The 21,866-nt window shown below is 72.5% G+C and carries 21 protein-coding genes and 1 pseudogene; 11 read left to right on the top strand and 11 right to left on the bottom strand.

From position 1 onward, the window contains the following. Nucleotides 1–18: 18 nt before the first annotated feature. From katG to ACZ6Q9_RS02145, 4 genes are all read right to left on the bottom strand, one after another. Entirely contained in the window at nt 19–2,295 is a 2,277-nt protein-coding gene (gene katG, locus ACZ6Q9_RS02160; RefSeq protein ID WP_393453870.1) for a catalase/peroxidase HPI, read from the bottom strand. Nucleotides 2,296–2,318: 23 nt separating this feature from the next. After that, a complete protein-coding gene (locus tag ACZ6Q9_RS02155; protein WP_393453872.1) occupies nt 2,319–2,747 on the bottom strand; it encodes a Fur family transcriptional regulator in 429 nt (142 codons plus the stop codon). 97 nt (nt 2,748–2,844) lie between these two features. Beyond that, the gene (prfH, locus tag ACZ6Q9_RS02150; protein WP_393264387.1) at nt 2,845–3,540 is read right to left on the bottom strand and encodes a peptide chain release factor H; all 696 of its coding nucleotides are present in this window, start codon (nt 3,538–3,540) and stop codon (nt 2,845–2,847) included. After that, on the bottom strand, nt 3,537–4,736 hold the full coding sequence (locus ACZ6Q9_RS02145) for an RNA ligase RtcB family protein (RefSeq protein WP_393453875.1): 1,200 nt from the start codon (nt 4,734–4,736) through the stop codon (nt 3,537–3,539). Before ACZ6Q9_RS02145 ends, prfH begins: the two co-directional genes overlap by 4 nt. 225 nt (nt 4,737–4,961) lie before the next feature. Here ACZ6Q9_RS02145 and ACZ6Q9_RS02140 point away from each other — a divergent pair, with 225 nt between their 5' ends. The 7 genes and pseudogenes from ACZ6Q9_RS02140 to ACZ6Q9_RS02110 form a co-directional block, all read left to right on the top strand. Further along, nucleotides 4,962–5,942, top strand: coding sequence for a DUF2804 domain-containing protein (locus ACZ6Q9_RS02140; protein WP_396826777.1), 981 nt, complete (start codon nt 4,962–4,964; stop codon nt 5,940–5,942). 99 nt (nt 5,943–6,041) lie between these two features. Continuing rightward, the gene (locus ACZ6Q9_RS02135) at nt 6,042–7,088 is read left to right on the top strand and encodes an NHL repeat-containing protein (RefSeq protein WP_393453880.1); all 1,047 of its coding nucleotides are present in this window, start codon (nt 6,042–6,044) and stop codon (nt 7,086–7,088) included. A 139-nt stretch (nt 7,089–7,227) separates the two neighbouring features. After that, complete coding sequence (locus ACZ6Q9_RS02130) at nt 7,228–7,557, top strand: PadR family transcriptional regulator (RefSeq protein WP_350706191.1); 330 nt, start codon at nt 7,228–7,230, stop codon at nt 7,555–7,557. After that, nucleotides 7,527–8,615, top strand: a complete 1,089-nt coding sequence (locus ACZ6Q9_RS02125) for a hypothetical protein (protein ID WP_393453883.1) — start codon at nt 7,527–7,529, stop codon at nt 8,613–8,615. The genes ACZ6Q9_RS02130 and ACZ6Q9_RS02125 overlap by 31 nt, the downstream gene beginning before the upstream one ends. A gap of 60 nt (nt 8,616–8,675) precedes the next feature. Beyond that, the gene (locus ACZ6Q9_RS02120) at nt 8,676–8,864 is read left to right on the top strand and encodes a hypothetical protein (RefSeq protein ID WP_393264375.1); all 189 of its coding nucleotides are present in this window, start codon (nt 8,676–8,678) and stop codon (nt 8,862–8,864) included. Between the two features lie 173 nt (nt 8,865–9,037). Further along, entirely contained in the window at nt 9,038–9,907 is an 870-nt protein-coding gene (locus ACZ6Q9_RS02115; protein ID WP_393453886.1) for a MerR family transcriptional regulator, read from the top strand. A gap of 22 nt (nt 9,908–9,929) precedes the next feature. Beyond that, nucleotides 9,930–10,007 (top strand): annotated as a pseudogene (locus ACZ6Q9_RS02110) (GNAT family N-acetyltransferase); the annotation flags it as partial. 71 nt (nt 10,008–10,078) lie between these two features. On the opposite strand, the gene ACZ6Q9_RS02105 reads toward ACZ6Q9_RS02110, so the two are convergent. The 3 genes from ACZ6Q9_RS02105 to ACZ6Q9_RS02095 all read right to left on the bottom strand — a co-directional run bounded on the left by ACZ6Q9_RS02105 (nt 10,079) and on the right by ACZ6Q9_RS02095 (nt 13,557). Then, a complete protein-coding gene (locus ACZ6Q9_RS02105; protein ID WP_396826781.1) occupies nt 10,079–11,398 on the bottom strand; it encodes a cytochrome P450 in 1,320 nt (439 codons plus the stop codon). Next, a complete protein-coding gene (locus ACZ6Q9_RS02100) occupies nt 11,395–12,180 on the bottom strand; it encodes an alpha/beta fold hydrolase (protein ID WP_393453892.1) in 786 nt (261 codons plus the stop codon). Before ACZ6Q9_RS02100 ends, ACZ6Q9_RS02105 begins: the two co-directional genes overlap by 4 nt. A 99-nt stretch (nt 12,181–12,279) precedes the next feature. After that, nucleotides 12,280–13,557, bottom strand: coding sequence for an MFS transporter (locus ACZ6Q9_RS02095; RefSeq protein WP_393453895.1), 1,278 nt, complete (start codon nt 13,555–13,557; stop codon nt 12,280–12,282). 105 nt (nt 13,558–13,662) lie between these two features. Here ACZ6Q9_RS02095 and ACZ6Q9_RS02090 point away from each other — a divergent pair, with 105 nt between their 5' ends. Both ACZ6Q9_RS02090 and ACZ6Q9_RS02085 read left to right on the top strand, forming a co-directional pair. Continuing rightward, complete coding sequence (locus ACZ6Q9_RS02090) at nt 13,663–14,226, top strand: P-loop NTPase family protein (protein ID WP_393264364.1); 564 nt, start codon at nt 13,663–13,665, stop codon at nt 14,224–14,226. A gap of 79 nt (nt 14,227–14,305) precedes the next feature. Further along, entirely contained in the window at nt 14,306–14,962 is a 657-nt protein-coding gene (locus tag ACZ6Q9_RS02085) for a M23 family metallopeptidase (protein ID WP_393453901.1), read from the top strand. 39 nt (nt 14,963–15,001) lie between these two features. On the opposite strand, the gene ACZ6Q9_RS02080 is transcribed toward ACZ6Q9_RS02085, so the two are convergent. The 4 genes from ACZ6Q9_RS02080 to ACZ6Q9_RS02065 form a co-directional block, all read right to left on the bottom strand. After that, nucleotides 15,002–16,630: an acyl-CoA dehydrogenase family protein gene (locus ACZ6Q9_RS02080; RefSeq protein ID WP_393453904.1), complete on the bottom strand. Its 1,629-nt coding sequence runs from the start codon at nt 16,628–16,630 to the stop codon at nt 15,002–15,004. Beyond that, nucleotides 16,627–17,202, bottom strand: a complete 576-nt coding sequence (locus ACZ6Q9_RS02075) for a TetR/AcrR family transcriptional regulator (RefSeq protein WP_396826785.1) — start codon at nt 17,200–17,202, stop codon at nt 16,627–16,629. Before ACZ6Q9_RS02075 ends, ACZ6Q9_RS02080 begins: the two co-directional genes overlap by 4 nt. A gap of 448 nt (nt 17,203–17,650) precedes the next feature. Continuing rightward, a complete protein-coding gene (locus ACZ6Q9_RS02070; protein ID WP_393453910.1) occupies nt 17,651–18,826 on the bottom strand; it encodes a zinc-dependent alcohol dehydrogenase in 1,176 nt (391 codons plus the stop codon). A 25-nt stretch (nt 18,827–18,851) separates the two neighbouring features. Next, nucleotides 18,852–19,823 carry an SRPBCC family protein gene (locus ACZ6Q9_RS02065; RefSeq protein WP_393453913.1) on the bottom strand — a complete coding sequence of 324 codons (972 nt, stop codon included), beginning with the start codon at nt 19,821–19,823 and terminating at the stop codon, nt 18,852–18,854. Between the two features lie 185 nt (nt 19,824–20,008). Between ACZ6Q9_RS02065 and ACZ6Q9_RS02060 the strand changes: the two genes are divergently transcribed. Both ACZ6Q9_RS02060 and ACZ6Q9_RS02055 read left to right on the top strand, forming a co-directional pair. Further along, nucleotides 20,009–20,752 (top strand): YqjF family protein, encoded by a 744-nt coding sequence (locus tag ACZ6Q9_RS02060; protein WP_393453916.1) that lies wholly within the window; start codon nt 20,009–20,011, stop codon nt 20,750–20,752. A gap of 122 nt (nt 20,753–20,874) precedes the next feature. Beyond that, entirely contained in the window at nt 20,875–21,804 is a 930-nt protein-coding gene (locus ACZ6Q9_RS02055) for a diacylglycerol/lipid kinase family protein (RefSeq protein WP_393453919.1), read from the top strand. Nucleotides 21,805–21,866: the final 62 nt, after the last annotated feature.

The raw sequence follows: 21,866 nt of genomic DNA, 5'->3' as shown, positions 1-21,866 counted from the left end.
ACCCGGGCCCTCTGCACATCAGGCGATGTCGTACCGGTCCAGGTTCATGACCTTGACCCACGCCGCGACGAAGTCGGCCACGAACTTGTCGTGCGCGTCCTGGCTGGCGTAGACCTCCGCGAGTGCCCGCAGCTGGGAGTTGGAGCCGAAGATGAGGTCAACCGCGGTGGCGGTCCACTTCACCTCATCGGTGGCCAGGTCCCGGATCTCGTACACGTGCTCGTCGGACTCCGATGCCTTCCACCGGATGCCCGGGGAGAGCAGGTTGGTGAAGAAGTCGTTGGTGAGCACGCCGGGCTGGTCGGTGAGGACGCCATGCCGCGTACCGCCGACGTTGGCCCCGAGGGAGCGCAGGCCGCCGATGAGGACGGTCATCTCGGGCGCGGTCAGGTTGAGCATGTAGGCACGGTCGAGGAGCAGTACCTCCGGCTGGGTCTTCTCGCCGGGGCGCAGGTAGTTGCGGAACCCGTCGGCGCGCGGCTCGAGGACCCGGAACGACTCGACGTCGGTCTGCTCGGCAGTGGCGTCGGTGCGGCCCGGGTGGAACGGCACGGTCACCTCGACGCCGGCGTCGCGCGCCGCCTTCTCGACGGCGGCCGAGCCGGCCAGCACGATGAGGTCCGCGAGCGAGATCTTCGCGCCGCCGGCCTCGTTGAACTCGCGCTGGATGCCCTCGAGGGTCTCGAGGACCGTCGCGAGCTGCTCCGGCTGGTTGACCGCCCAGCTGCGCTGCGGCTCGAGACGGATCCGTGCGCCGTTGGCGCCGCCGCGCTTGTCGGTGGACCGGAAGCTGGCGGCTGAGGCCCAGGCGGTGGAGACCAGTTGGGCGGTCGTGAGGCCGGATTCCAGGACCTTCGCCTTGAGGGCGGCGACGTCGGCGTCACCCACGAGCTCGTGGTCGACGGCCGGCACCGGATCCTGCCACAGCTGCGCCTCGGGGACCCACGGTCCGAGGAAGCGGCTGACCGGACCCATGTCGCGGTGCAGCAGCTTGTACCAGGCCTTGGCGAACGCCAGCGCGAACTCGTCGGGGTTCTCCAGGAAGCGGCGCGAGATCTTCTCGTACGTCGGGTCGACGCGCAGCGACAGGTCGGTGGTGAGCATCGTCGGCTTGTGTTTCTTCGACGGGTCGTGGGCGTCCGGGATGATCGCCTCGGCGTCCTTGGCGACCCACTGCTTCGCGCCGCCCGGGCTCGTGGTGAGTTCCCACTCGTAGCCGAAGAGGATCTCGAAGAAGCGGTTGCTCCACTGCGTCGGCCGGTCGGTCCACGTCACCTCGAGACCGCTGGTGATCGTGTCCGCGCCCTTGCCGCTGCCGTAGGTGCTCAGCCAGCCCAGGCCCTGCGCCTCCAGCGGGGCGGCCTCGGGCTCGGGACCCACGTGGTCGTCGGCGACGCCGGCGCCGTGGGTCTTGCCGAAGGTGTGGCCACCGGCGATGAGGGCGACGGTCTCCTCGTCGTTCATCGCCATCCGGGCGAAGGTCTCCCGGATGAAATGCGCCGCCGCAGCCGGGTCCGCGTTGCCGCGGGGGCCCTCCGGGTTGACGTAGATGAGCCCCATCTCGGTCGCCCCGACGCCGGCCGCCATCTCCTTCTCGGAGACGTAGCGTTCGTCGCCGAGCCAGGCGTCCTCCGGACCCCAGAAGATCTCCTCGGGCTCCCAGACGTCCTCCCGGCCGAAGCCGAATCCGAAGGTCTTGAAGCCCATCGACTCCAGGGCGACGTTGCCGGCGAGCACGAGCAGGTCGGCCCACGAGATCTTCTGGCCGTACTTCTGCTTGACCGGCCACAGCAGCCGGCGGGCCTTGTCGAGGTTGGCGTTGTCCGGCCAGCTGTTGAGCGGAGCGAACCGCTGACCACCGTCGCCGGCGCCACCGCGACCGTCGTGGATGCGGTAGGTGCCCGCGGCGTGCCAACTCATCCGGATCATCAGGCCGCCGTAGTGGCCGAAGTCGGCCGGCCACCAGTCCTGCGAGGTGGTGAGGACCTTGATGATGTCCTGCTTGAGGGCCTCGACGTCGAGCTTGGCGAACTCCTTGGCGTAGCTGAAGCTCTCGCCCAACGGGTTGCTCTTGGACGAGTGGGCACGCAACACCGAGAGGTCGAGCTGGTTGGGCCACCAGTCCCGGTTGGTGCGCGGACGACCTCCGGTCTTCGGGGCCGGCGAGTCGATCGCCGGGTTCTCGCTCTCACTGCCGTGCGCGGTCACGGAGTCGTGCGCGACCGGGCAGCCGGCCGCCGCCTTCTTGTCCACGCCCTGCGCGCTGGAGGGGCCGTTGTCCTGGTTGTCGCTCATCTGCTTCCTTCCGAACTGGCGAATCACTGGGAGGTGCGTTCGGTCGCACAGTCGGGGCAGGTGCCCCAGTAGACGACCTCCGCCTCGTCGACTGTGAAGCCGTGGTCGTCGGAGGCGGTGAGACAGGGAGCGTGGCCGACAGCGCAGTCGACGTCGGCGATCGCGCCGCAGGAGCGGCACACGACATGGTGGTGGTTGTCGCCCACCCGGGACTCGTACCGGGCGGTCGCACCGGCAGGCTGGATGCGCCGCACCAGACCGGCGTCGGTGAGCGCGCGCAGCACGTCGTACACCGCCTGGTGGGAGACCGTGGGCTGATCCGCCCGTACCAGGGCGATCACCGTGTCGGTGTCGACGTGCGGATGGTCGCGCAGCGCTGCGAGCACCGCCAACCGGGGCCGCGTCACGCGCAACGAGACCGCCCGCAGCTGAGTCTCGAAGTCGGACGCCATGTGATGAACATAGTCCATTCTTTTGGAATGAATCTAGTTTTGCTCGGCTCAACCCGCACACCTTCGACGCAGACCTGGGCGCCCAGCGGCGGTGGCACTACAACGAGCGGGGCGGGCGTGGCCCGGTGGACCGTCCCCGTCGCTGGTGCGCCCGCTGCGGTGGGACCGTCTCCTGTCCCGAGGGGCTCGGGCGTTCGACGCGGGTGGGGTTGCCGCGGACGAGTTCGTCGTGGACGCGCCAGCGGGCGGTGGTGGCGGCGTTACGCGCTGTCTCGTCGCCGTGCTCGACGCGTTGCCGCAGCAGTTGGACGGCGATGCGGCGGTTGAGGCTGAACTGCCGTTCGGTGTCGACCACGACGACGAGGCCCGTGGGGCGGTGGGTCGCCCGTACGGCCGTGCTGGCCTTGTTCCGGTGCTGACCGCCGGGGCCGCCGGTACGGCAGGCGACGATGTCGACGTCCGCCTCCGCGAACGTCGTGGTCGGGGTGTCGACCTGGCACGGTCGGGCGGTGACGTACCAGTTCTTCCGGCCGGTGCTCGCCCGGTAGGGGCTGGGCGCCTGCCAGCACAGGGTCCCGGTCCACGAGGCGGCGAACGCCTCGGCGCCGGCACCGGAGATCCGGATCAGCACCGACCGGTAGGTGTCGGGCCGATCACCCGGCACGGTCTGCACCCGGCGGGTCGGCAGACCGTGCCGGGTGGCGTCGGCCTCCAGGCGACGCAGCAGCCGGGCCAGCGCCCAGGCGCACTCCTGCGGGCCGCGCCCGGCGGAGACGAGCAGGTGGACGCTCATGGCCGGCCTCGCCTGCGGCGGTTGTCCCGCCGGTCCGGTCGGGAGGCGGGCCCGACGTCGGGTGTCTTGTAGGTGACCAGCGGGACCGTGGTGGCCACGGGGGTGGCCAGGCCGTGGTCGACGAGGTCGCTGACGACCTGCTCGATGCGCTTGTAGGCCGTCGGGGCCTCCTCGAAGAGCAACTGGCGGTCGCCGCACACCACCAGCGACCCGACCGGGGTGCGGCGCAGTTCCTCGACGGTGTGCTTGGCCCGGCCCCGGCGCAGGGCGTCGGCGCGGGACATCTTGCGGCCCGCGCCGTGCGCCACGGAATGGTTGGCCTCCGGGCCGGCGTGGCCGGCGACGAGGTAGGAGGGGGTGCCGCGCGTGCCGGCGACGAGCACGTCGCGGCCGTCGCCCGGCGCCGCGCCCTTGCGGTGCAGGTAGATGCCGTCGCGGACCTCGACCAGGTTGTGGCACTGGTCGACGATCGGCTCGGTGGGCTCGGCCCCCAGCGCGTGGGCGACCCGGGCGGCCAACAGCCGCCGGTTGAGTGATCCCCAGCGTACGGCGTCGTCGTGCATGGCCAGGTAGGTGGCGGCGTCAGGGGCGGGGCCCGCGCCGTGGACCTCGGTGTGCGCCCGCAGGATCCGTTCGCCCAGCCCTCGGGAACCGCTGTGGACGATGAGCACGAGGTCGCCGGCGGCGAGCCCGAGACGGCTCGCGTGGCCCGGCTCGAGGACGGTCTCGATCCGCGACAGCTCGACGAAGTGGTTACCCCGGCCGACCGTGCCGAGGCCCTCGACGTGACCGGCGGGAACGTCGCCCTCCACGACGGCCCAGGCCGGGTCGTCGGCGTCCTGCTCGGGGTCCAGCGCGCGGTCGAGGTCGGGGAACCGGGCGGCGAGCCTCTCGGGTACGGGGCGCTTGAGCCTGATGGGAAACACGGCGATGCCGCAACCGATGTCGGAGCCCACCAGGAACGGGTACAGCACGGTCGACGCCATGGCGGCGCCGATCGGGGCGCCCTTGCCCGGGTGCAGGTCCGGCATGGCGGCGACGTGGATCATGCCGTCGAGGGCGGCCACCTGCCGGCACTGCGCCAGGGCGTCGGACTCGATCCAGCTCGTGGGGGAGGCGAACACGGTGACGGTGGCAGGGGCAGGGGCAGGGTTGGACTGCGGCAGGGACTCCCGCCGCGACTGGTGCGGAGACAAGGACGCTCGCTTTTCGCTGAAAGGGGACGGGCGGACGGCACGACGGCACCGGTCGGCGCCGTGGGGCCTGGGAGCAACGGGGGTGCTGTCCGTCAGAACGTCATGGACCCAGCCTCCCGGAGCCCGCGGTTGGCGGCAAGCGACTTTTGGCGGCGCGGGCGGTGCTCCGCTGGACGTCATGCCCGACCGCCGACCGGGCCGCCGGCCGACCGGTACCCTGCCCCGGTGACGCGCGAGCGGGAGATCACCGAACCGGTCGACCTGTGCCTGCCCGACGGGCGGCTCAACCCGGCGGCGGTCGGCTGGAGCCGCAGACCGCTGCACCGGGCCAACCTGCGCGGCTGGGGACGGACCAAGCGGTGGGAGTACTGGGGAATCGTCACCCCCACGCACGTCGTCGGCCTCGTCGCGTCGTCGCTGGACTACGCGGGCGTGCACAGCGTCTACGTCCTCGACCGCCGCAGCGGCGTCGAGACCACCAAGGAGACGGTGGTCCCGTTCGCCCGCCGCGCGCTGTTCCCGGCGGCCAGCGGCGCGGGCCGGGTACGCGCCGTCGGCGGCGGCCTGTCGATCGACATCGACCAGCGCCCGGACGGCAGCACGATCCGCGCCACCACGCCCGGCGTCCAGGTCGACCTGGAGGCGCCGCTGCCCGCGGAACACGAATCGCTCGGCGTCGTGGTGCCGTGGGACACCCGCCGGTTCCAGTACACCGTCAAGGACCTCGGGCGGCCCGTGCGCGGCACCCTGTGGGTGGGCGACACGGCGTACCCGATCAGCGAGAAGGACTCGTTCGCCGTGCTCGACCACGGCCGTGGCAGATGGCCGTACGCCATCCGGTGGAACTGGGCGGCCGGCAGCGCCCCGGGCCGATCCATCCAACTCGGCGGCCGATGGACCGACGGCACCGGCTCCACCGAGAACGCCCTCTTCGTCGACGGGCGGCTGCACAAGATCGGCGCCGACCTGACCTGGCGCTACGACCGCACCGACTGGCTACGGCCCTGGCGGATCACCGGCGACCGGGTGGACGTGGAGTTCCATCCGTTCCACGAGCGGGTCGCCCGCATCAACCTCGGCGTGCTGGCCAACGAGACCCACCAGTGCTTCGGGCACTTTACCGGCTGGGCGCAGACCGACGACGGCGAGCGCACGGACCTCGACGGCCTCGTCGGCTGGGCGGAGGAAGCACGCAACCGCTGGTAGTCCGACACGGACCGGCGTCGGCGGACCTGCCGGCGTGCCGCAATGGGAGGATTGCCGGTGATGCGACGCAGTAAGGGAACCGCGCGGAGGTTGCCGCGCGTGGCGGGAGCGGTCGTCATCCTCGCCGTCCTGCTGGTGCCGGGTGCCGCGGTGGCGAACCCGTCGCCCGCTCCGGTCCGGGGGACGCCGCTGTGCGAGGTGCGTGACGACCGGCTGACCGAGATCTCCGGCCTGGCCGCCACGGACGACGGGTACGTGGTGGTCAACGACGGCGCGGACGACGAGGCCCGCCGCCGGATCTTCTTCCTCGATCACGAGTGCGCCGTCACGCGGACGGTGCCGTATCCGTCGCGGCCCCGCGACACCGAGGACCTCGCCGTCGGCGTGGACGGCACGGTCTGGGTGGCGGACATCGGCGACAACGACCGCTCCCGGCAGACGGTCGCGGTGTGGAAGCTGCCGCCGGGCGCCGACCGTCCGGTGCTGCACCGCATGGCGTATCCGGACGGCCCGCACGACGCCGAGGCCATGCTCGTGACCGGCGACGGCCGGCCGGTGATCGTGACCAAGTACTCGGCCAACCTGTACGCCCCGAGCGGCCCACTGCGACCGGGCACGACCGTGCCACTGGCGAAGGTGGGACAGGTCCGGTTGCCGGCCTCCACGACGAGCAACCCGTTCTCGGTGCTCGGCCGGACAGCGGTCACCGGCGCTGCCACCGCGACGGACGGGCGCAGGATAGTGCTGCGCACCTACGCCGACGCGTACGAGTTCGACGTCGCCGACGGCGACGTGGTCACCGCGCTGACCAGCGGGACCCCACGGGTCATCCCGCTGCCCGACGAGCCGCAGGGCGAGTCGATCACCTACAGCCGCGACGGGCGGTCCCTGCTCACCGTGTCCGAGACCGCCGGCCGGCCGCCGGGAACAAGGGCGGACCTCCTCCGCTACGCCCTGGCCGCGGCCGACCCGTCGACAGCGCCGGTTGCCACCCCCGCGCCGACCGCGCGCGCCGCGGACGACGACAGGGCGGACCACCCCGACGACGTGGCCACGTTGATCGTGGCGGCCGGAGCACTCGGGCTGGGTCTGGTCGTCGTGGCGGGGGTCGTGGTGGCCCGTTCCCGGCGGGCCAGGTCGCGCTAACCGTCCTGGCCCGGTCGGTCGAGGCGGCGGACCCCGGACCTCACCCGGCGTTCGCCGGCCGCGTCAGCGCTCCTCCAGATATGTCCGCCTGGACGCATATCCTGTCTCCCGATATATTGTGGCCATGGTGACTCGACCGATGACCGAGGCGGCGTTCTTCGTCCTGACAGCGCTGGCCGGTGGGCCCTGCCACGGCTACGGCGTCGTCAACGAGGTGAAGGAGTTGTCGCGGGGGCGGGTGCACCTGAGGGTGGGCACGCTCTACGGCGTGCTCGACCGGCTCGTCACCGACGGTCTGGTGGAACTGGACCGCGAGGAGGTGCAGCAGGGTCGGCTCCGGCGGTACTACCGGCTGACCAACTCCGGCGGGCGGGCGTTGGCGGAGGAAGCTGACCGCCAAGCCGCCAATGCCCGTGCGGCCGCTGAAAGACTCGGTGTGTGGCGGCCGGCCGCCGGCGGTGCGGCATGACGAGCAGTCTGGAGCAGCGGTACCGCCGGCTGCTGACGCTTCTGCCAGCCTCCTATCGCCGGAGGTGGGAGGACGACATGGTCCGCACCTTCCTGGAGTGCGTCGGCGCTGAGGAAGACACCGAGGACGCCGCGTACCTCCGGGACCACGGCCGGCCGGACAGAGACGAAGTCCTCAGCGTCCTGGCGCTTGCTACGCGGCTTCGGCTCGGCGGCGTCGGCGCCGAGCCGAGGCCGCGGCTCCGGGGCGATGCGATCCGCGCGGTGGCGCTGCTCGGCCTGCTCTTCCATGCCGTCACGGCGGCGGTGGAGATCGGCGTCATGCCCTGGCTCGCCGGCGACTTTCCGCCGCTGCCGACGCCGCCCACCGAGCCGGTGTTCGACCTGCCCGGTGCACCGTGGCGCCTGGCGTTCAATCCCCTTGGTCTGTTCGCGATCGCCGCGTTCGTCGCGCTCGCGGTGAATCAGCCCAGGCCGGCCCGCTGGCTGGCGGCGGTGCCCCTCGTCGCGGACTGGGTCGCCAGGACCTACGAGGCGATGTTCCTGCCTGGCGGCACGCCCCCCACCACCTGGCTCATCGTGCTCGTCAACACCGGCCTGGTGCTGGCGTTGGTGGCGTTCCATCGGGAGGCTCCGCCCGTGCGCACCCGGACCTGGATCCGTGCCTTCGTCGCCGGTGTCCTCCTGAGCCCCCTGTACGTCATCGGGATGTGGACACTTCCCGTGGAGCAGGAGCTGCGACTCGCCGCACTCGACTGGCCGGGCCTGTGTGCGTTGTCGGTGTCCGCAGCGGGTGTCGGCTACCTCGTCCTGCGCGCGTCGGCAGTGGCCCGGGCAGCCCACTGGCCGCTGACTCTCCTGTTCCTGGGGATTGCTGCCCTCGCGCTGCGCGGCGTGTCCGTCGCCGACTACGTCCTGCGGGGCGGCGTATCTGCTGCCGTGACAGCGGTGTGCGCTGCCGAGGCAGCGATCCTGCTGCTGGTGTGCGCGCCGCTGGCGATGCTGGCGCTGCGGGCCACCCGGGAACTCTCCGTGAACCCCGCCGACGTGTCGGGATGACGTGATACGGGCCATCAGATGGCCAGCGACCCATCGAGTTGTGCGAGAGGAGATCCCCTCATGTCGGAGCCTGACAAGCCGCGCAGGACGCAGGATCCCGGCGGCGCGGAGAAGTACCGGCGGTTGCCGGCACGCGTACGCCTCGACCAGGTCGTGACCACCCAGGCCGCGACCCCGGCCGGCCTGTTGTGGCTGGCGACCTCGGGTGACACCGGGGGGTGTGGCGGCGGCGACGGCGACGGTGACTGAGGCGAAGCCTCCTCACGATCGCGCCGGTGGTGCCTGGGCGGGAGAGTGGCCGGAGCCGCCGTTGCGGTAGGTGGCGGCGGGCGATGGCTGGCGCGACCGGTGCGTCATGCCGGCCGATGATCGACACCTGCCTGTTTGACCCTGCCCCTGGGGCGGAGGGCAGACTCGCGACCATGCCACGGTGGTTGACGAGCGGTGAGTTCCTGAATCGGTCCCGACTGAGCGCGAAGGCGTTGCGCCTCTACGAGGAGCGTCAACTGCTGTGCCCGGCCCACGTCGACGCCCGGACCGGCTACCGGTACTACGGCGACGCGGAACTGGAACGGGCCCGCCGCGTCACCCTGCTGCGCGCGATCGGCATGCCCATGGCGGCCATCGCGGAGGTGCTCGGCCTTCCCGGCCCGCAGGCGGTCGACAGGGTGGAGGCGTACTGGCGGGACGCCGAGGCCGCGCACCACGCCCGTCGGCCGCTGGTGCGTCACCTGCTGGATCTCCTCGACGATCGAGCGGCCTCGGGGGTCGCGTCCGGGGTCCGGTGCCGCGACGTGCCCACCCAGAAGGTGATCTTCATCCAGCGACACGTGACCGCCGATCGCCTTCCGTCCTTCCTGCCCGAAGCGACGCGCCTGCTGTTCGACCACCTGACCGCCGCCGGCGGCACGCTGTCCGGGCCCGTGTTCGTCGCCTACCACGGCCTGGTCACCGAGGACTCCGACGGGCCTGTCGAGGTGTGTGCCCCGACGGGTGATCCGGTAGAGCCCGAGGGGTCGGTGGGGGTCCGGATCGAGCGAGCCCACCGGCAGGCGTACGTGTCGCTGACGAAGGCGGAGGCGGTCTATCCGGCGATCCTGCGGGCCTACGACGCGCTGGACACGTGGCTCCGAGATCACGACCAGCGGCTGAGTGCGTCCGCGCGGGAGATCTACTACCAGAACTGGGACACCGCGACCGACACTGAACCGTGCGTCGACGTCGCCTTCCCCTGCGAACCGGCAACACCCCGACAGGCCGCGACATGGCCGGCATCACCGTCCGACCCATGACGCCACAGGACGCCGAGCGGATAGCATCCGCGAGCGGGTCGGCCGCCACCACGGCCGCTGGCGCGACGTGGTCCTGCTGGAGCGCCGCAGCCCCGTCATCACCGGAACCGGCCGGTTCCGCCTGCCTGGGCCGCACGGCACACCGGTGATTCGGCGGGGTCGGGGGCGTGATCAGCGGCGCCGCCAGCGGATCGGCAGGCGCTTGACGCCGCGCTGGAAGTTCGAGCGCAGGTAGTCGGGTGGGCCCGCGTACGCGACGCTGGCGGTGCGGGCAAGCAGTTCCTGGAGCAGCGCACGGAGCTGGCACCTGGCCAGGTGCGCGCCGAGGCAGAAGTGCGGCCCGTGACCGAAGACGAGGTGCGGGTTGGGGTGACGGGCGAGGTCGAGTCGGTCGGGCTCGGCGAAGACCCGTTCGTCGCGGTTGGCCGACGCGAACGAGACCACCACCTTGTCCCCGGCCCGCACCGACACCCCGGCGACGGCGGTGTCCACCGTGGCGGTACGCCGGAACACCATCACCGGCGTCCACCAGCGCAGCAGCTCGTCGACGGCGGTGTCGAACAGCGTTGGGTCCCGGCGTAGCCGCGCCATCTCCGCCGGATGCTCCAGCAGGGCGATCATCGCGCCGGGCAGGCCGTTGCGGACGGTCTCGTTGCCGGCCACGGCGAACAGCCAGAACATGTTCTCGAACTCGTCCACCGAGAGCCGGTCGTCGCCGCGGTGCGCCAGCAGGATGGACATGACGTCCTGTCCCGGGTTGCGGCGCTTCGACCCGGCCAGCAGGTGCGCGTACGCGTAGAGGTCGGCCATGCCGGCCCGGGCGCGCGGATCCGGCATCCGGCTGTCGGCGTCCGGCACCGGCCGGTGCCGCAGCGCCTCGCGGGCCGCGGCGGTGCCGGCCTGCGGGTCGAAGGCGGCGGACACGGCGTAGTCCGGATCCTGGAAGCCGATCACCCGGTTCGACCAGTCGTACAGCAGCCAGCGGTCGCGCTCCGGCACCCCGAGCACGTCCGCGAGGGTGAGCAGCGGCAGGTCGGCGGCGAGGTCGCGGACGAAGTCGCAGTTGCCCTCGTCCGCGTCGCCGAGCGCGCGTTCGACGAGCGCCGCCGCGTTCGCGCGGATCGACGCCTCCAGCGCGGCCACCGCGCGCGGGGTGAACGAGCGGGCGACCGGCCGGCGCAGCCGGCCGTGCTCCGGCGGATCCATGTTGAGCATCATCCGCCGGACGTAACCCAGGTCCTCCGGGGTCGCCGGGTCGCGGATCTGGGTGGCGCCGAGCGCCGACGAGAAGAGCCCTGGCTGCCTGAGCACGGCCGTCACGTCGGAGTGTCGGAGCACCAGCCAGAAGCCCGGACCGCCGGGCAGCCCGAGCAGCGGGGGCTCCTCGACCCACACCACCGGGCTGGTCGCGCGCAGCGTGGCGAGCAGGTCGTACGGAACGCCGTCGACGTAGGTGCGGGGATCGACCAGGGGCGCCGGATCGACGCTCACTGCCCGAGGAACTCCTCGAGCACCGTGACCAACCGCACCGGGGTCTCGTACATCGCGTAGTGCCCCGCGTTGGCGAGTACCTCCAGCCGGGCGTTCGGGTAGTGGCGCATCCAGGTCTCGCGCATCGTGTCGGCGCCCAGCGCCGGGTCGTGCTCGCCGACGACGGCGAGCGCCGGCACCTGGTTGCCCTTCACGTCGTCCGTGAAGTCGGTACGCGCCCAGGCCGTGAGGTAGGCGCCGAACGCCTCCCGGGTGCAGTGGTCGAGGGAGAACCGCACCATCTCGTCCAGCCAGCGGCCGGAGAGCCGGTTGCCGGTGGTGAGGTCGATGATGGCGCGCCGGTTGCCCGGGTTGGCGGCGGCGCCGTCGAACAGGGCCCAGCCCTGCAGGTCGAAGGGCACACCACCGGCCGGGACCGGGCTGATGCCGACGAGCCGGTCCACCCGCTCCGGCGCGTCGGCGAGCACCCGCTGGGCGGCGCTGCCGCCCATGGAGTGCCCGACCACCGAGAACGTGTCCCAGCCGAGGGAGTCGGCGAGGGCCAGGGCGTCACGGGAGATCTCGGCGATGCTGTGGTCGCCCGCGACGCTGGTGCGCGCACCGTAGCCCCGGTAGTCCAGGAAAGCCCAGGTGAAGCGCTCGACGTCGATCAGTTCCGGCAGCCAGCCCCAGCCCCGCGCCGACCCGAACCAGCCGTGTAGCGCCAGCACCCTGCGCGGCCCGTGCCCGACGGTGACCGGGCTCGCGTCGGAGTCACCGACACTGGTGTGGCTGATCGACATGACGGCGACCCCTTTCGCTGTTGCGGCGCTGCGACCGAAGTGAACAACCTGGAGCCGACAAGGTGAAGGCTGTCGTCGTGAAGGCGACCGTAGCCCGCCTCAGGTGGTGGCCCGCTGAAGCTCCGGCTCGTGGGCGACCGGCTCGGCGCCGGCCCGGCGGATGGGCGTGAACAGTCCGCCGACCGCGACCAGGAGACACCCTGTTCCGGCGACGAGAGCCACCGCGGTGACGCCGTACCGGCCGGCGGCCCAGGTCAGCACCGCGGCACCGGCCGGGCCGAGCGAGTAGTGCGTGCTCCAGAAAGCCGACGTGACCCGCCCGAGCAGGTGATCGGGCGTGATCTCCTGGCGCAGCGACATCGAGCAGATCCCGCCCACGCTGACGCCGCACAGGTATACCGCGGTCAGCACGGTGACGCCGTGCACGTCTCCGACGACGCCGATGCCGGCGATGGCGAGACCGCACATCGACACCGCGCCGATCCAGGTGACTCCGAAGCCACGCCTGCGGCGTAACGGCGCCGCCAGCAGCGCTCCGGCGATCGTGCCCAGCGCCGCCAGCCCGAGCACCGTGCCGACGGTGCCGTCGGAGCCGCCGAGGTCGTACTTGACGTGGTAGATGAGCACGTCGGTGAATCCGTACGTCAGGAAGATGAAGACCGACAGCAGGATGGTCAGCGAGCGGAGCACGGGCTGACGCCAGAGGAACCGGGCGCCGGCCAGGAACTCGGCCAGTCGCGTCTCCCGCCCCAGCCCGCCGCCGGTCCCTTCACCCTCGGCGGGCTGCCGGAGCCGGACCAGCCAGAGGCCGGCGGCTGACAGGGCGAAACTGGCCGCGTTGATGGCGATGGCCGCCGTGGGACCGAATCGGGCGGACACCACACCCGCGAGCAGTGGCCCGCCCACGGCCGCCGTCGCGTAGGTCGCCTGCAGCCGCCCGTTGGCTTCGGTGATCCGGTGTCGGTCGACGAGGTTGCGTACCGCGGTCACCGCGGCGACCTGGAACACCATGCCGGCCGCCTCGCAGATGGGCAGGACGACGAAGAGCAGCCAGATCTGTGGGCCGGCGAGCCAGGCCAGGGGAACGAGGGCGTAGAGCACCAGGCGGGCCAGGTCTGCGGCGACCATGAGTGTCCGCCGGTCGTACCGGTCGACCAGGACGCCGCCGAAGACCCCCGCGCCGACGGAGGCGGCGCCGGCCACGGCCGTGAGCAGGCCCATCTGGGCGACCGACCCGGTCGCGTGCAGCACCAGCAGCGGCACCGCGATGTAGGCGAACGAGTCACCGGCGGCGGAGAGCGACTGCGCCGCCCAGTACGCGCCGAAGTTGCGGTCACGCCACAAGGGAGGCTGGGCCGGACCGACGCGTTGGCTCATACCCGGCGAGGATAGTCCCGCCACCCCGGCCAGGCTGGCGAGCCTGACGGCGGGGTGGGACACGGTGGACCGGGCGGTGTGGCGCCACCGGCGTACGCTGCCGCGATGAGCGCTCCCTCGCGCATCCTCATCTACGCGGTGTACGGCGCCGGCAAGTCCACCCTGGCGGCGCGGCTGGCCCGGCACCTGGGGTTGCCGTGGTACCCCGTCGACGACCTGCTCTGGGAGCCCGGCTGGGTCGAGGTGCCGGTCGCGCAGCAGCGCAGCCGGATCGAGGCGATCTGCCGACGCGACCGATGGATCCTCGACGGCGCATACCACGGGTGGCGGGACGTGGTGCTGACCCGCGCCGACCTGGTCGTCGGCCTGGACTACCCGCGCTGGTGCTCCTTCGGGCGCCTGTTGCGTCGCACCGTCCGCCGGTTGCGGACGGGGGAGGAGATCTGCAACGGCAACCGCGAGTCGCTGGGCAGCGTGCTGTCCCGGGACTCGATCCTGGTGTGGCACCTCACCGCCTTCGGCCGGGCCCGGCGACGGATGCGGGCCTGGCAGGCCGACCCGACCGGGCCGCCGGTGCTGCTGTTCCGCTCGCCGGCAGCCCTGGACCGCTGGTTGGCCGGCCTGCCCCGCCTGGGAGACGGGGCCGGCACGCCCGGCTCACGTCGTTGACGGCGGTCCACCGGTAGAGTTCGTGGCGGGGACGAGCAGGTGACACGGGAGGTTCACGATCTCCGCTCTCGACCACGTCGTGCTCACGCTACCGTTTCGCGGCACGTGGCTCGCGCGCAACAGCCCGGCCCGGCGCGTGCCGAGCCACGGCACCCACCTGTTCGCCACGACGTACGCCATGGACTTCGTCGCGGTGCGGGGCCGGCGCACGGCGACCACGCGGGACTGGCGCGCGCTGTTGGCCACGGAGCCGGCGGAGCGGTTCTTCGCGTTCGGTCAGCCCATCCTCGCGCCCGCCGCCGGCAGGGTGGTGTCGGTCCACGACGGCGAGGTGGACCACGTGGCGCGGCGGTCACCGCTCGCGCGGGTGCCCTACGCCCTGACCCAGGCGTCCCGGGCTCGCGGGGGCGCGGGCGCGCTCGCCGGCAACCACGTGATCCTCGAGCTGGCGGGCCGTCGCGGGTACGTCGTGCTCGCCCACCTGCGCGCCGGCTCGATCCGGGTGGGCGAGGGCGAGCCCGTGGCGGCCGGCCGGGAGTTGGCCGACTGCGGCAACTCGGGCAACTCCACGCAGCCGCACCTGCACATCCAGGTCATGGACTCCGCGGATCCGTTCGCCGCGCGCGGCCTCCCCATGTCCTTCCGGGACTACCGGGCGTGGCGTCGACCCGGCGGGCCGCCGGTGGTGGTCGAGCAGGGCATCCCCCGCGAGTCGGAGATCGTCGAATCGGTGTGACGCGCCGGGTCCGGATCGTGGGGGAGTGCCGCGGTGGCCTCAGCCCACCTTGGGCACGGCGCGGGAGATGATCGTGGCGAAGTCGACTCCGGGCGGCAGGGTGCCGAACGCGTGGCCGTGGTCCCCGCCGAGGCGCGAGGCGCAGAAGGCGTCGGCGACGGCGGGGTGGCCGTGCTGCACCAACAGCGAGCCCTGCAGGACGAGCGCCAGCCGTTCGACGACGCGGCGGGCCCGCAGCTCGAGGTCGCCGTGGTCGGCCAGGTCGGCCCGCACCCCTCGTACGGCGGCGTCGAGCCGCGGGTCGGCGCCGGCGGCGGTGGCCACCTCGGCCTGGAAAGCCTCCATGACCTGCGGTTCCTTGGCGAGGGCGCGCAGGACGTCCAGCGCGGCGACGTTGCCGGAGCCCTCCCAGATCGAGTTCAGGGGCGACTCGCGGAACAGCCGCGGCATGCCGGACTCCTCGACGTAGCCGTTGCCGCCCAGGCATTCCAGGGCCTCGGCGGCGTGCGTCGGCCAGCGCTTGCAGACCCAGTACTTGCCGATGGCGAGGGCGAGCCGCTTGAACGCGGTCTCGCCGGCGTCACCGCGCGCGGAGCGGTCGGTCGCCCCGGCGAGCCGCATCATCAGGACGGTGGCGGCCTCGGACTCGACCGCGAGGTCGGCGAGGACGTTGCGCATCAGCGGCTGGTCGGCGAGGTACCGGCCGAAGGCCTGCCGGTGGGTGGCGTGGTGGACGGCGGTGAGCACGCCCTGGCGCATCCCGGCCGCCGCGCCGATGACGCAGTCGAGGCGGGTCAGGTTGACCATGTCGATGATGGTGCGCACGCCACGGCCCTCGTCACCGACGCGCCAGGCCAGCGCGTGCTCGTACTCGACCTCCGCCGAGGCGTTGGACCGGTTGCCGAGCTTGTCCTTCAGGCGCATCAGCCGCATCGGGTTGCGCGTGCCGTCCGGGAGGACCCGCGGCACGAGGAAGCAGGTGAGCCCGCCCGGCGCCTGGGCGAGGGTGAGGAAGACGTCGCACATCGGCGCCGAGGTGAACCACTTGTGCCCGAGGAGCCGGTAGGTGCCGTCCGGCTCCGGGCGGGCGGTGGTGGCGTTGGCGCGTACGTCCGAGCCGCCCTGCTTCTCCGTCATCGACATGCCGGCCAGCAGCCCCCGCTTGCCGAGCGGCGCGCGCAGCCCGAAGTCGTACGTCGCGGCGGTGAGCAGCGGCTCGTACCGTGCGGCCAGCTCCGGGTCGTGCCGCAGCGCCGGCACCGCCGCGTACGTCATGGAGATGGGGCAGCCGTGCCCGGCGTCGGGGCGCCAGGTGTAGAACTTGGCGGCCCGGGCCACGTGCGCGCCGGGCCGGTCGTCCGCCCACGGCGCGGCGTGCAGCCCGTGCGTGACCGCGGTGCGCATCAGCTCGTGCCAGGCCGGGTGGAATTCCACCTCGTCGATCCGGTGGCCGTAGCGGTCGTGGGTGCGCAGGACCGGCGGGTGTTCGTTCGCCAGCCGCCCGTACTCGATCGCCTGCTCGGCGCCGCCGATCCGGCCGAGCTCGTGCAGCTCCGCGGTGGCCCACCCGGCACCCTCCCGGGCGAGCCCGTCGAGCAGCGCCGGGTCGTCCGCCGCGTCGTAGCCGGCCAGCGGGGGGACCTGGTTGCGAACCTCGTGCGTCGTCAAGGCGACACTCCAATCGCACGGTGGATGAACGTGATCAGGCTGGGGATGGTGCTCGGGCCGGCGACCCCGGCCGCCAGCGGGCCGACCATCGCTTCGGCCAGGGCACCGACGAGAGCGGTCGCGGTCAGCTCCGGGTCCTGCGGGGGCAGCTCACCGCTCGCCACGCCGGCCGCGACGTAGCCGGCGATCAGTTCGGCGTACGCCCGGCGGAAGACGAGCCGCTCGGCGTCGACCGCCGGGTCGACCGGCTCGACGAGCAGGGCGTACGCCAACCGCGGGGACTGCAGCGCGCGGCCGGAGAACGTCTCGATGACGGCGGACACCTGCGCGGCGACCGTGGGCTCCAGCGCTGCCGCGCGCGCGACCGCGTCCACCTCCCGCTGGGAGGCGGTGCGGAACACCTCGGCGAACAGGTCGGCCTTGGTGGGGAAGTGGCGGTAGACGCTGCCGGTGGCCATGCCGGCCCGCTCGGCGACGGCGGCGACGGAACAGCCGGCGTACCCGTGCCCGGCCATGATCTCCAGGGCGGCGACGATGATCCGGTCGCGGGACGCGCTCAGCCGAGCCTTCACACGGTCGGTGCTCCGGTAGACCACGCAAGAATTGAACCATCATTCAAACCTTGGTCACAAGGTGGCGGCAGGCGTGGAGGACCTCCTGCACCGGGCCCTGCGGCTGAGCCGGGAGATCGGCTACCGCCGCGCGGAGGTCTGCGCCCACATCGGTCTGGCCACGGCGCACCGGGCGGGAGGCGGAGGCGGCGCGGCACGCCCGCCTCGGCGAGGAACTCGCCCGGCGCTCCGAGCACCTCCTGCTCGCCCGTCAGGCCCGGGACGTGCTGGCCGACGGCGGGCGGCTGGCGTCGGCGAGCTGACCGCCGAGGGGCCGCCGGTCCTGATGCGGGCCGCCGGGGTCACCGTTCTCCATCGAGGTGGCGAAGGCGATGTCGCGGCGGGAGACGGGCCGCAGCGAGGAGCAGGACCGGAGCGCCGTCGTCCTAGACCGGCACGACCGCGAGGGTCAGGGTTTGAGGACGACCTTCACGCAGTCCTCCTGCTTGTTCTTGAAGATGTCGTAGCCGTGGGGCGTGTCGTCGAGCCGCATGGTGTGGGTGATGATGAAGCTCGGGTCGATCTCGCCCTTACGGATGCGTTCCAGCAGCGGCCGCATGTAGCGCTGCACGTGGGTCTGGCCCGACCGCATGGTCAGCGACCGGTTCGTGAACGAGCCCATCGGGAACTTGTCGATGAAGCCGCCGTACGCGCCGATCACCGAGATCGTGCCGCCGTTGCGGCAGCTCAGGACGGCTTCCCGAAGCGCGTGCGGTCGGTCCGTCTCCATCTTGAGCGCCTGCTTGGCCTTGTCGTACGCGTGCAGCGCCGCCGAGGCGTGATGCCCCTCCACGCCGACCGCGTCGATGCAGGCGTCGGGCCCGCGCCCGGCGGTCATGTCCCGCAGGGCGTCGAGGACGTCGGTCTCCTCGTAGTTGATCGTCTCCGCGCCCGTCTTCTCCCGCGCCATCGCGAGGCGGTACGGGAAGCGGTCGATGACGATCACCCGTTCCGCGCCGAGGAGGAAGGCGCTGGCGGCGGCGAGCTGACCGACCGGCCCCGCCCCCCAGATGGCGATGACGTCGCCGCGCTCGATGTCGCACATCTCGGCGGCCATGTAGCCGGTCGGCAGGACGTCGGACAGGAACAGCACCTTCTCGTCCGGCAGGTCGTCCTCGACCTTGAGCGCCCCGACGTCGGCGTACGGCACGCGTACGTACTGCGCCTGACCGCCGGCGTAGCCGCCGAGCAGGTGGGAGTAGCCGAAGACACCCGCGGGCGAGTGACCCATCGCCAGTTCGGCGACGGCCGCGTTGGGGTTGGAGTTCTCGCAGATGGAGTAGAGGCCGTTCGCGCAGGCGACGCAGTTGCCACAGGCGATCGGGAAGGCCACCACGACCCGGTCGCCGACACCCAGCCCGTCCCGGACGCCGTGGCCCAGTTCCACGATCTCGCCCATGAACTCGTGGCCGAGCACGTCGCCCTTCCTCATCGCCGGGAGATATCCCTGGAGCAGGTGCAGGTCCGAGCCGCAGATCGCGGACGACGTGATCTGCACGATCGCGTCCCGGGGGTTGATGATCTGCGGGTCGGGCACGTCGTCGACGGATACCTTGTTCGGGGCGACCCAACAGGTGGCTCTCATGTGCTTCCTGCCTTCTCTCGACCGGTCAGCGGGTCGGCAGCGGCTGGGCGGGGCGCTGTTTCACCTGTTGCTGGACGCTGCTGCCCTGCGGGCTGCCGTCGGACTTCGTGATCTCGCCGGTCTCGATGACCTGCTTGAACCGCCGCAGGTCGTCGCAGGTCTGCTGCTGCGGGCTTTCGCCGAACATCTTGGCCACCATCGCGCCGAACCGCCGGCCCGGCACCGAGTACGTCAGCTCGACATGGACCTCCGTGCCGCGTCCGCCCGCCGTCGGCCTGAACCGCACACACCCGGAGTTGGGCACCTGTGCCCCCGCCACGGAGCGCCACCTGATCAGCTCGCCGGGGCGGTCGTCGACGACCTCCGCCTCCCACTCGACGCTGCCGCCGGCCGGGGCCTTCGCCGTCCAGCGGGAACGCCGGTTGCCGGCTATCCGCACCGACTTCAGGTGGTACATGAACCGTGGCAGGTTCTCGAAGTCGTGCCAGAACCGGTAGGTGTCCTCGACGCTGCGGTTGACCGTGATCGACGCCTCCACCTGGTTGTCGCCCGTCATCCGTCGGCCCCGGGTGACCCGTACCGCGGTGTAGAGGTCGACAGCGGTGATGCCGGCGAGCGCCCAGGTCGTGTAGCGCAGCCGCCGTCGCCGCTCGTCGTGGCGGTTCCGCAGCGCCCGGCCGCTGGCGGCGAGGTCCATGATGTCGCCGGCGACCCGCGTCCACGCTCCCCACCCCGCCCGGCGCGGAATCAGCAGCGCGGCGGCGTGCCCGAACTCCCGCACGCCGGCGATCCGCAGCACCGTCCGGGCGGTGCGCGAATCGTCGATGCCGCACATCCGGCTGACCTGCGGCCGGGCGCCGAGCGCCGCTGCTCCGAGGCCGACACTGGCCCAGCCGAGGAGCCGCGCCAGCCTTTCGGACCTGCGGCCCTGGCTCGCCCGTTCGATGCCGAGGCTGTCCGTCAGCGATCGGACGCCAAAGGTGGTTCTTCCTGCCATCTACCTCGCTCCACTTCCGGATCGGTCCCAGGCGGCGATAAGCCCGCTGCCCGCGCACGGGTCATGTCCGCTCGCCTCGCACCCGGGCGCCCGGGGCAGCGCCCTGCCGCGCCCGTCTTCCCGGAAATGTCGAGATCACGCCCGGGAGGGGAGCGTCACCCGGTGCCGCCGGGCAGGATGGGCACGTGTACATCGAGCCGGTCGACTGCGCGCCCGAGCAGGCGTTCCCGCGAGCGATCCTGCGGCAGCGCTGGGAGGACCTCGCCTTCCTGCACTGGGCGGTCGCTCCGGAGCTCGTCGCGCCGCTGCTGCCGGCCGGCACCCGCCCGGACACCCTCGACGGGCTCAGCTATGTGGGCCTGGTCGGCTTCCGCATGGTGGGGCTGGGCCTCGGCCGTGGGCCGGGGGTGCCGTACCTCGGCAGCTTCTGGGAGACCAACGTCCGGCTCTACTCGGTCGACGGCGCCGGCCGGCGGGCCGTGGTGTTCCGCTCGCTCGACGCGTCCCGGCTGGTCCCGGTGCTGGTCGCCCGGGCGACCCTGCGGCTGCCGTACATGTGGTCGGCGATGCGGCTGGACCGGGACGGCGACCGCCGCACCTACCGGTGCCGGCGTCGCTGGCCCGGCCCGCCCTGTGCGGCGAGCCGGATGGTGGTCCGGGTGGGTGGGGCGATCGCCGAGCCGACCCCGCTGGAGCATTTCGTCACCGCCCGGTGGGGGCTGCACACCCGGGCGTACGGTCGCACGCGGCACCTGCCGAACTGGCATCCCCGCTGGCCGCTGCACCGGGCCGAACTGCTGCACCTGGACGACGAGCTGGTCACCGCCGCCGGGCTGCCGGCGCCGACCGGACCGCCGGCCAGCGTGCTGTATTCCCCCGGCGTGCCGGTCCGGTTCGGCCCACCAGTCACCCTGCGCCCGTCTCGCTGATCACCGGCCCGAATCGCTGTGGGCGGCGCGCACCATCAACCGGGTGGCGAACGGCACCGCCGACCCGAACACCCGGCGGGCGTGCGCCGTCCGCCGGCCGTCCGGCGCTAGGGTCGGGCCCTATGCGGACGAAGCAGGAGCTGAGCGCGGCCATCCGGCGGGAGCGGCGGGCGGTGCTGGTCGTCAACGCCCACTCCCGCCGGGGCCGCCAGCTCTACGAGGAGACCCGGTCGCGGCTGGTCGCGGCCGGCTTCACCCTGCTGGGCACCTATCCGGTCGACCGGCCCGCCGAACTCGAGCAGAGCCTCGCCGCCGCCGCCGACCTCGGGCCGGACCTCCTGGTCGCCGGCGGTGGCGACGGCACGATCGGCACCGCCGCGCGCCTGCTCGCCCACCGCGACATCGCGCTCGGCCTGCTGCCGCTGGGCACCACCAACAACTTCGCGCGTACGGTGGGCATCCCGCTCGACCTCGACGCGGCGGTCGCGGTCCTCACCGACGGCAAGGTGATCGACGTCGACCTCGGACTCGTGGGCAACATGCGGTTCACCAACCACATCGGCATCGGCCTCTCCGCCGACGTGATGCTCAGGACACCGCCCCGGCTCAAGCGGGTCATCGGCCGGATCGCGTACCCGATGACCGCCCTGGCGCTGCTGACCCGGCACCGGCCGTTGCGCGCCGCCGTACGCGCCGAGGGACGGCGGCACGAGTTCCTCACCCACCAGCTGTACGTCGCGAACGGCGGCTTCCACGCGGGGCGGCCCATCACCGCGGACGCGGACGCCGACGACCGGCTGTTGGTCGCGTACCCGGTGGGTGGCCCGACCCGCCGCGGACTGCTGCGGGACACGGCGCGTAACGCGGCCACCGGCCATCGCCGCACCCTCGTCGACGAGCCGTTCCTCGCCGTACGCGAACTCTGGCTGGAGACCGACCGGCCGGCGCCCGTGGAGGTGGACGGGGAGCCGTACGGCGAGACCCCGATCCGGATCGGCCTGGACCCCAACGCGCTGCGCGTCATGGCCGCCGCCGACAGCCCGGACCGCTAGGCGACGCCCGGGACCGCGCAGGCCAAACACCACACGACCAGCGTGGGCAGCCGATGAGAGAG

Source organism: Micromonospora sp. NPDC049139, assembly GCF_055586845.1.
Note: the sequence above shows the minus strand (reverse complement) of the source record. Positions and strands in the feature narration are given on the sequence as shown.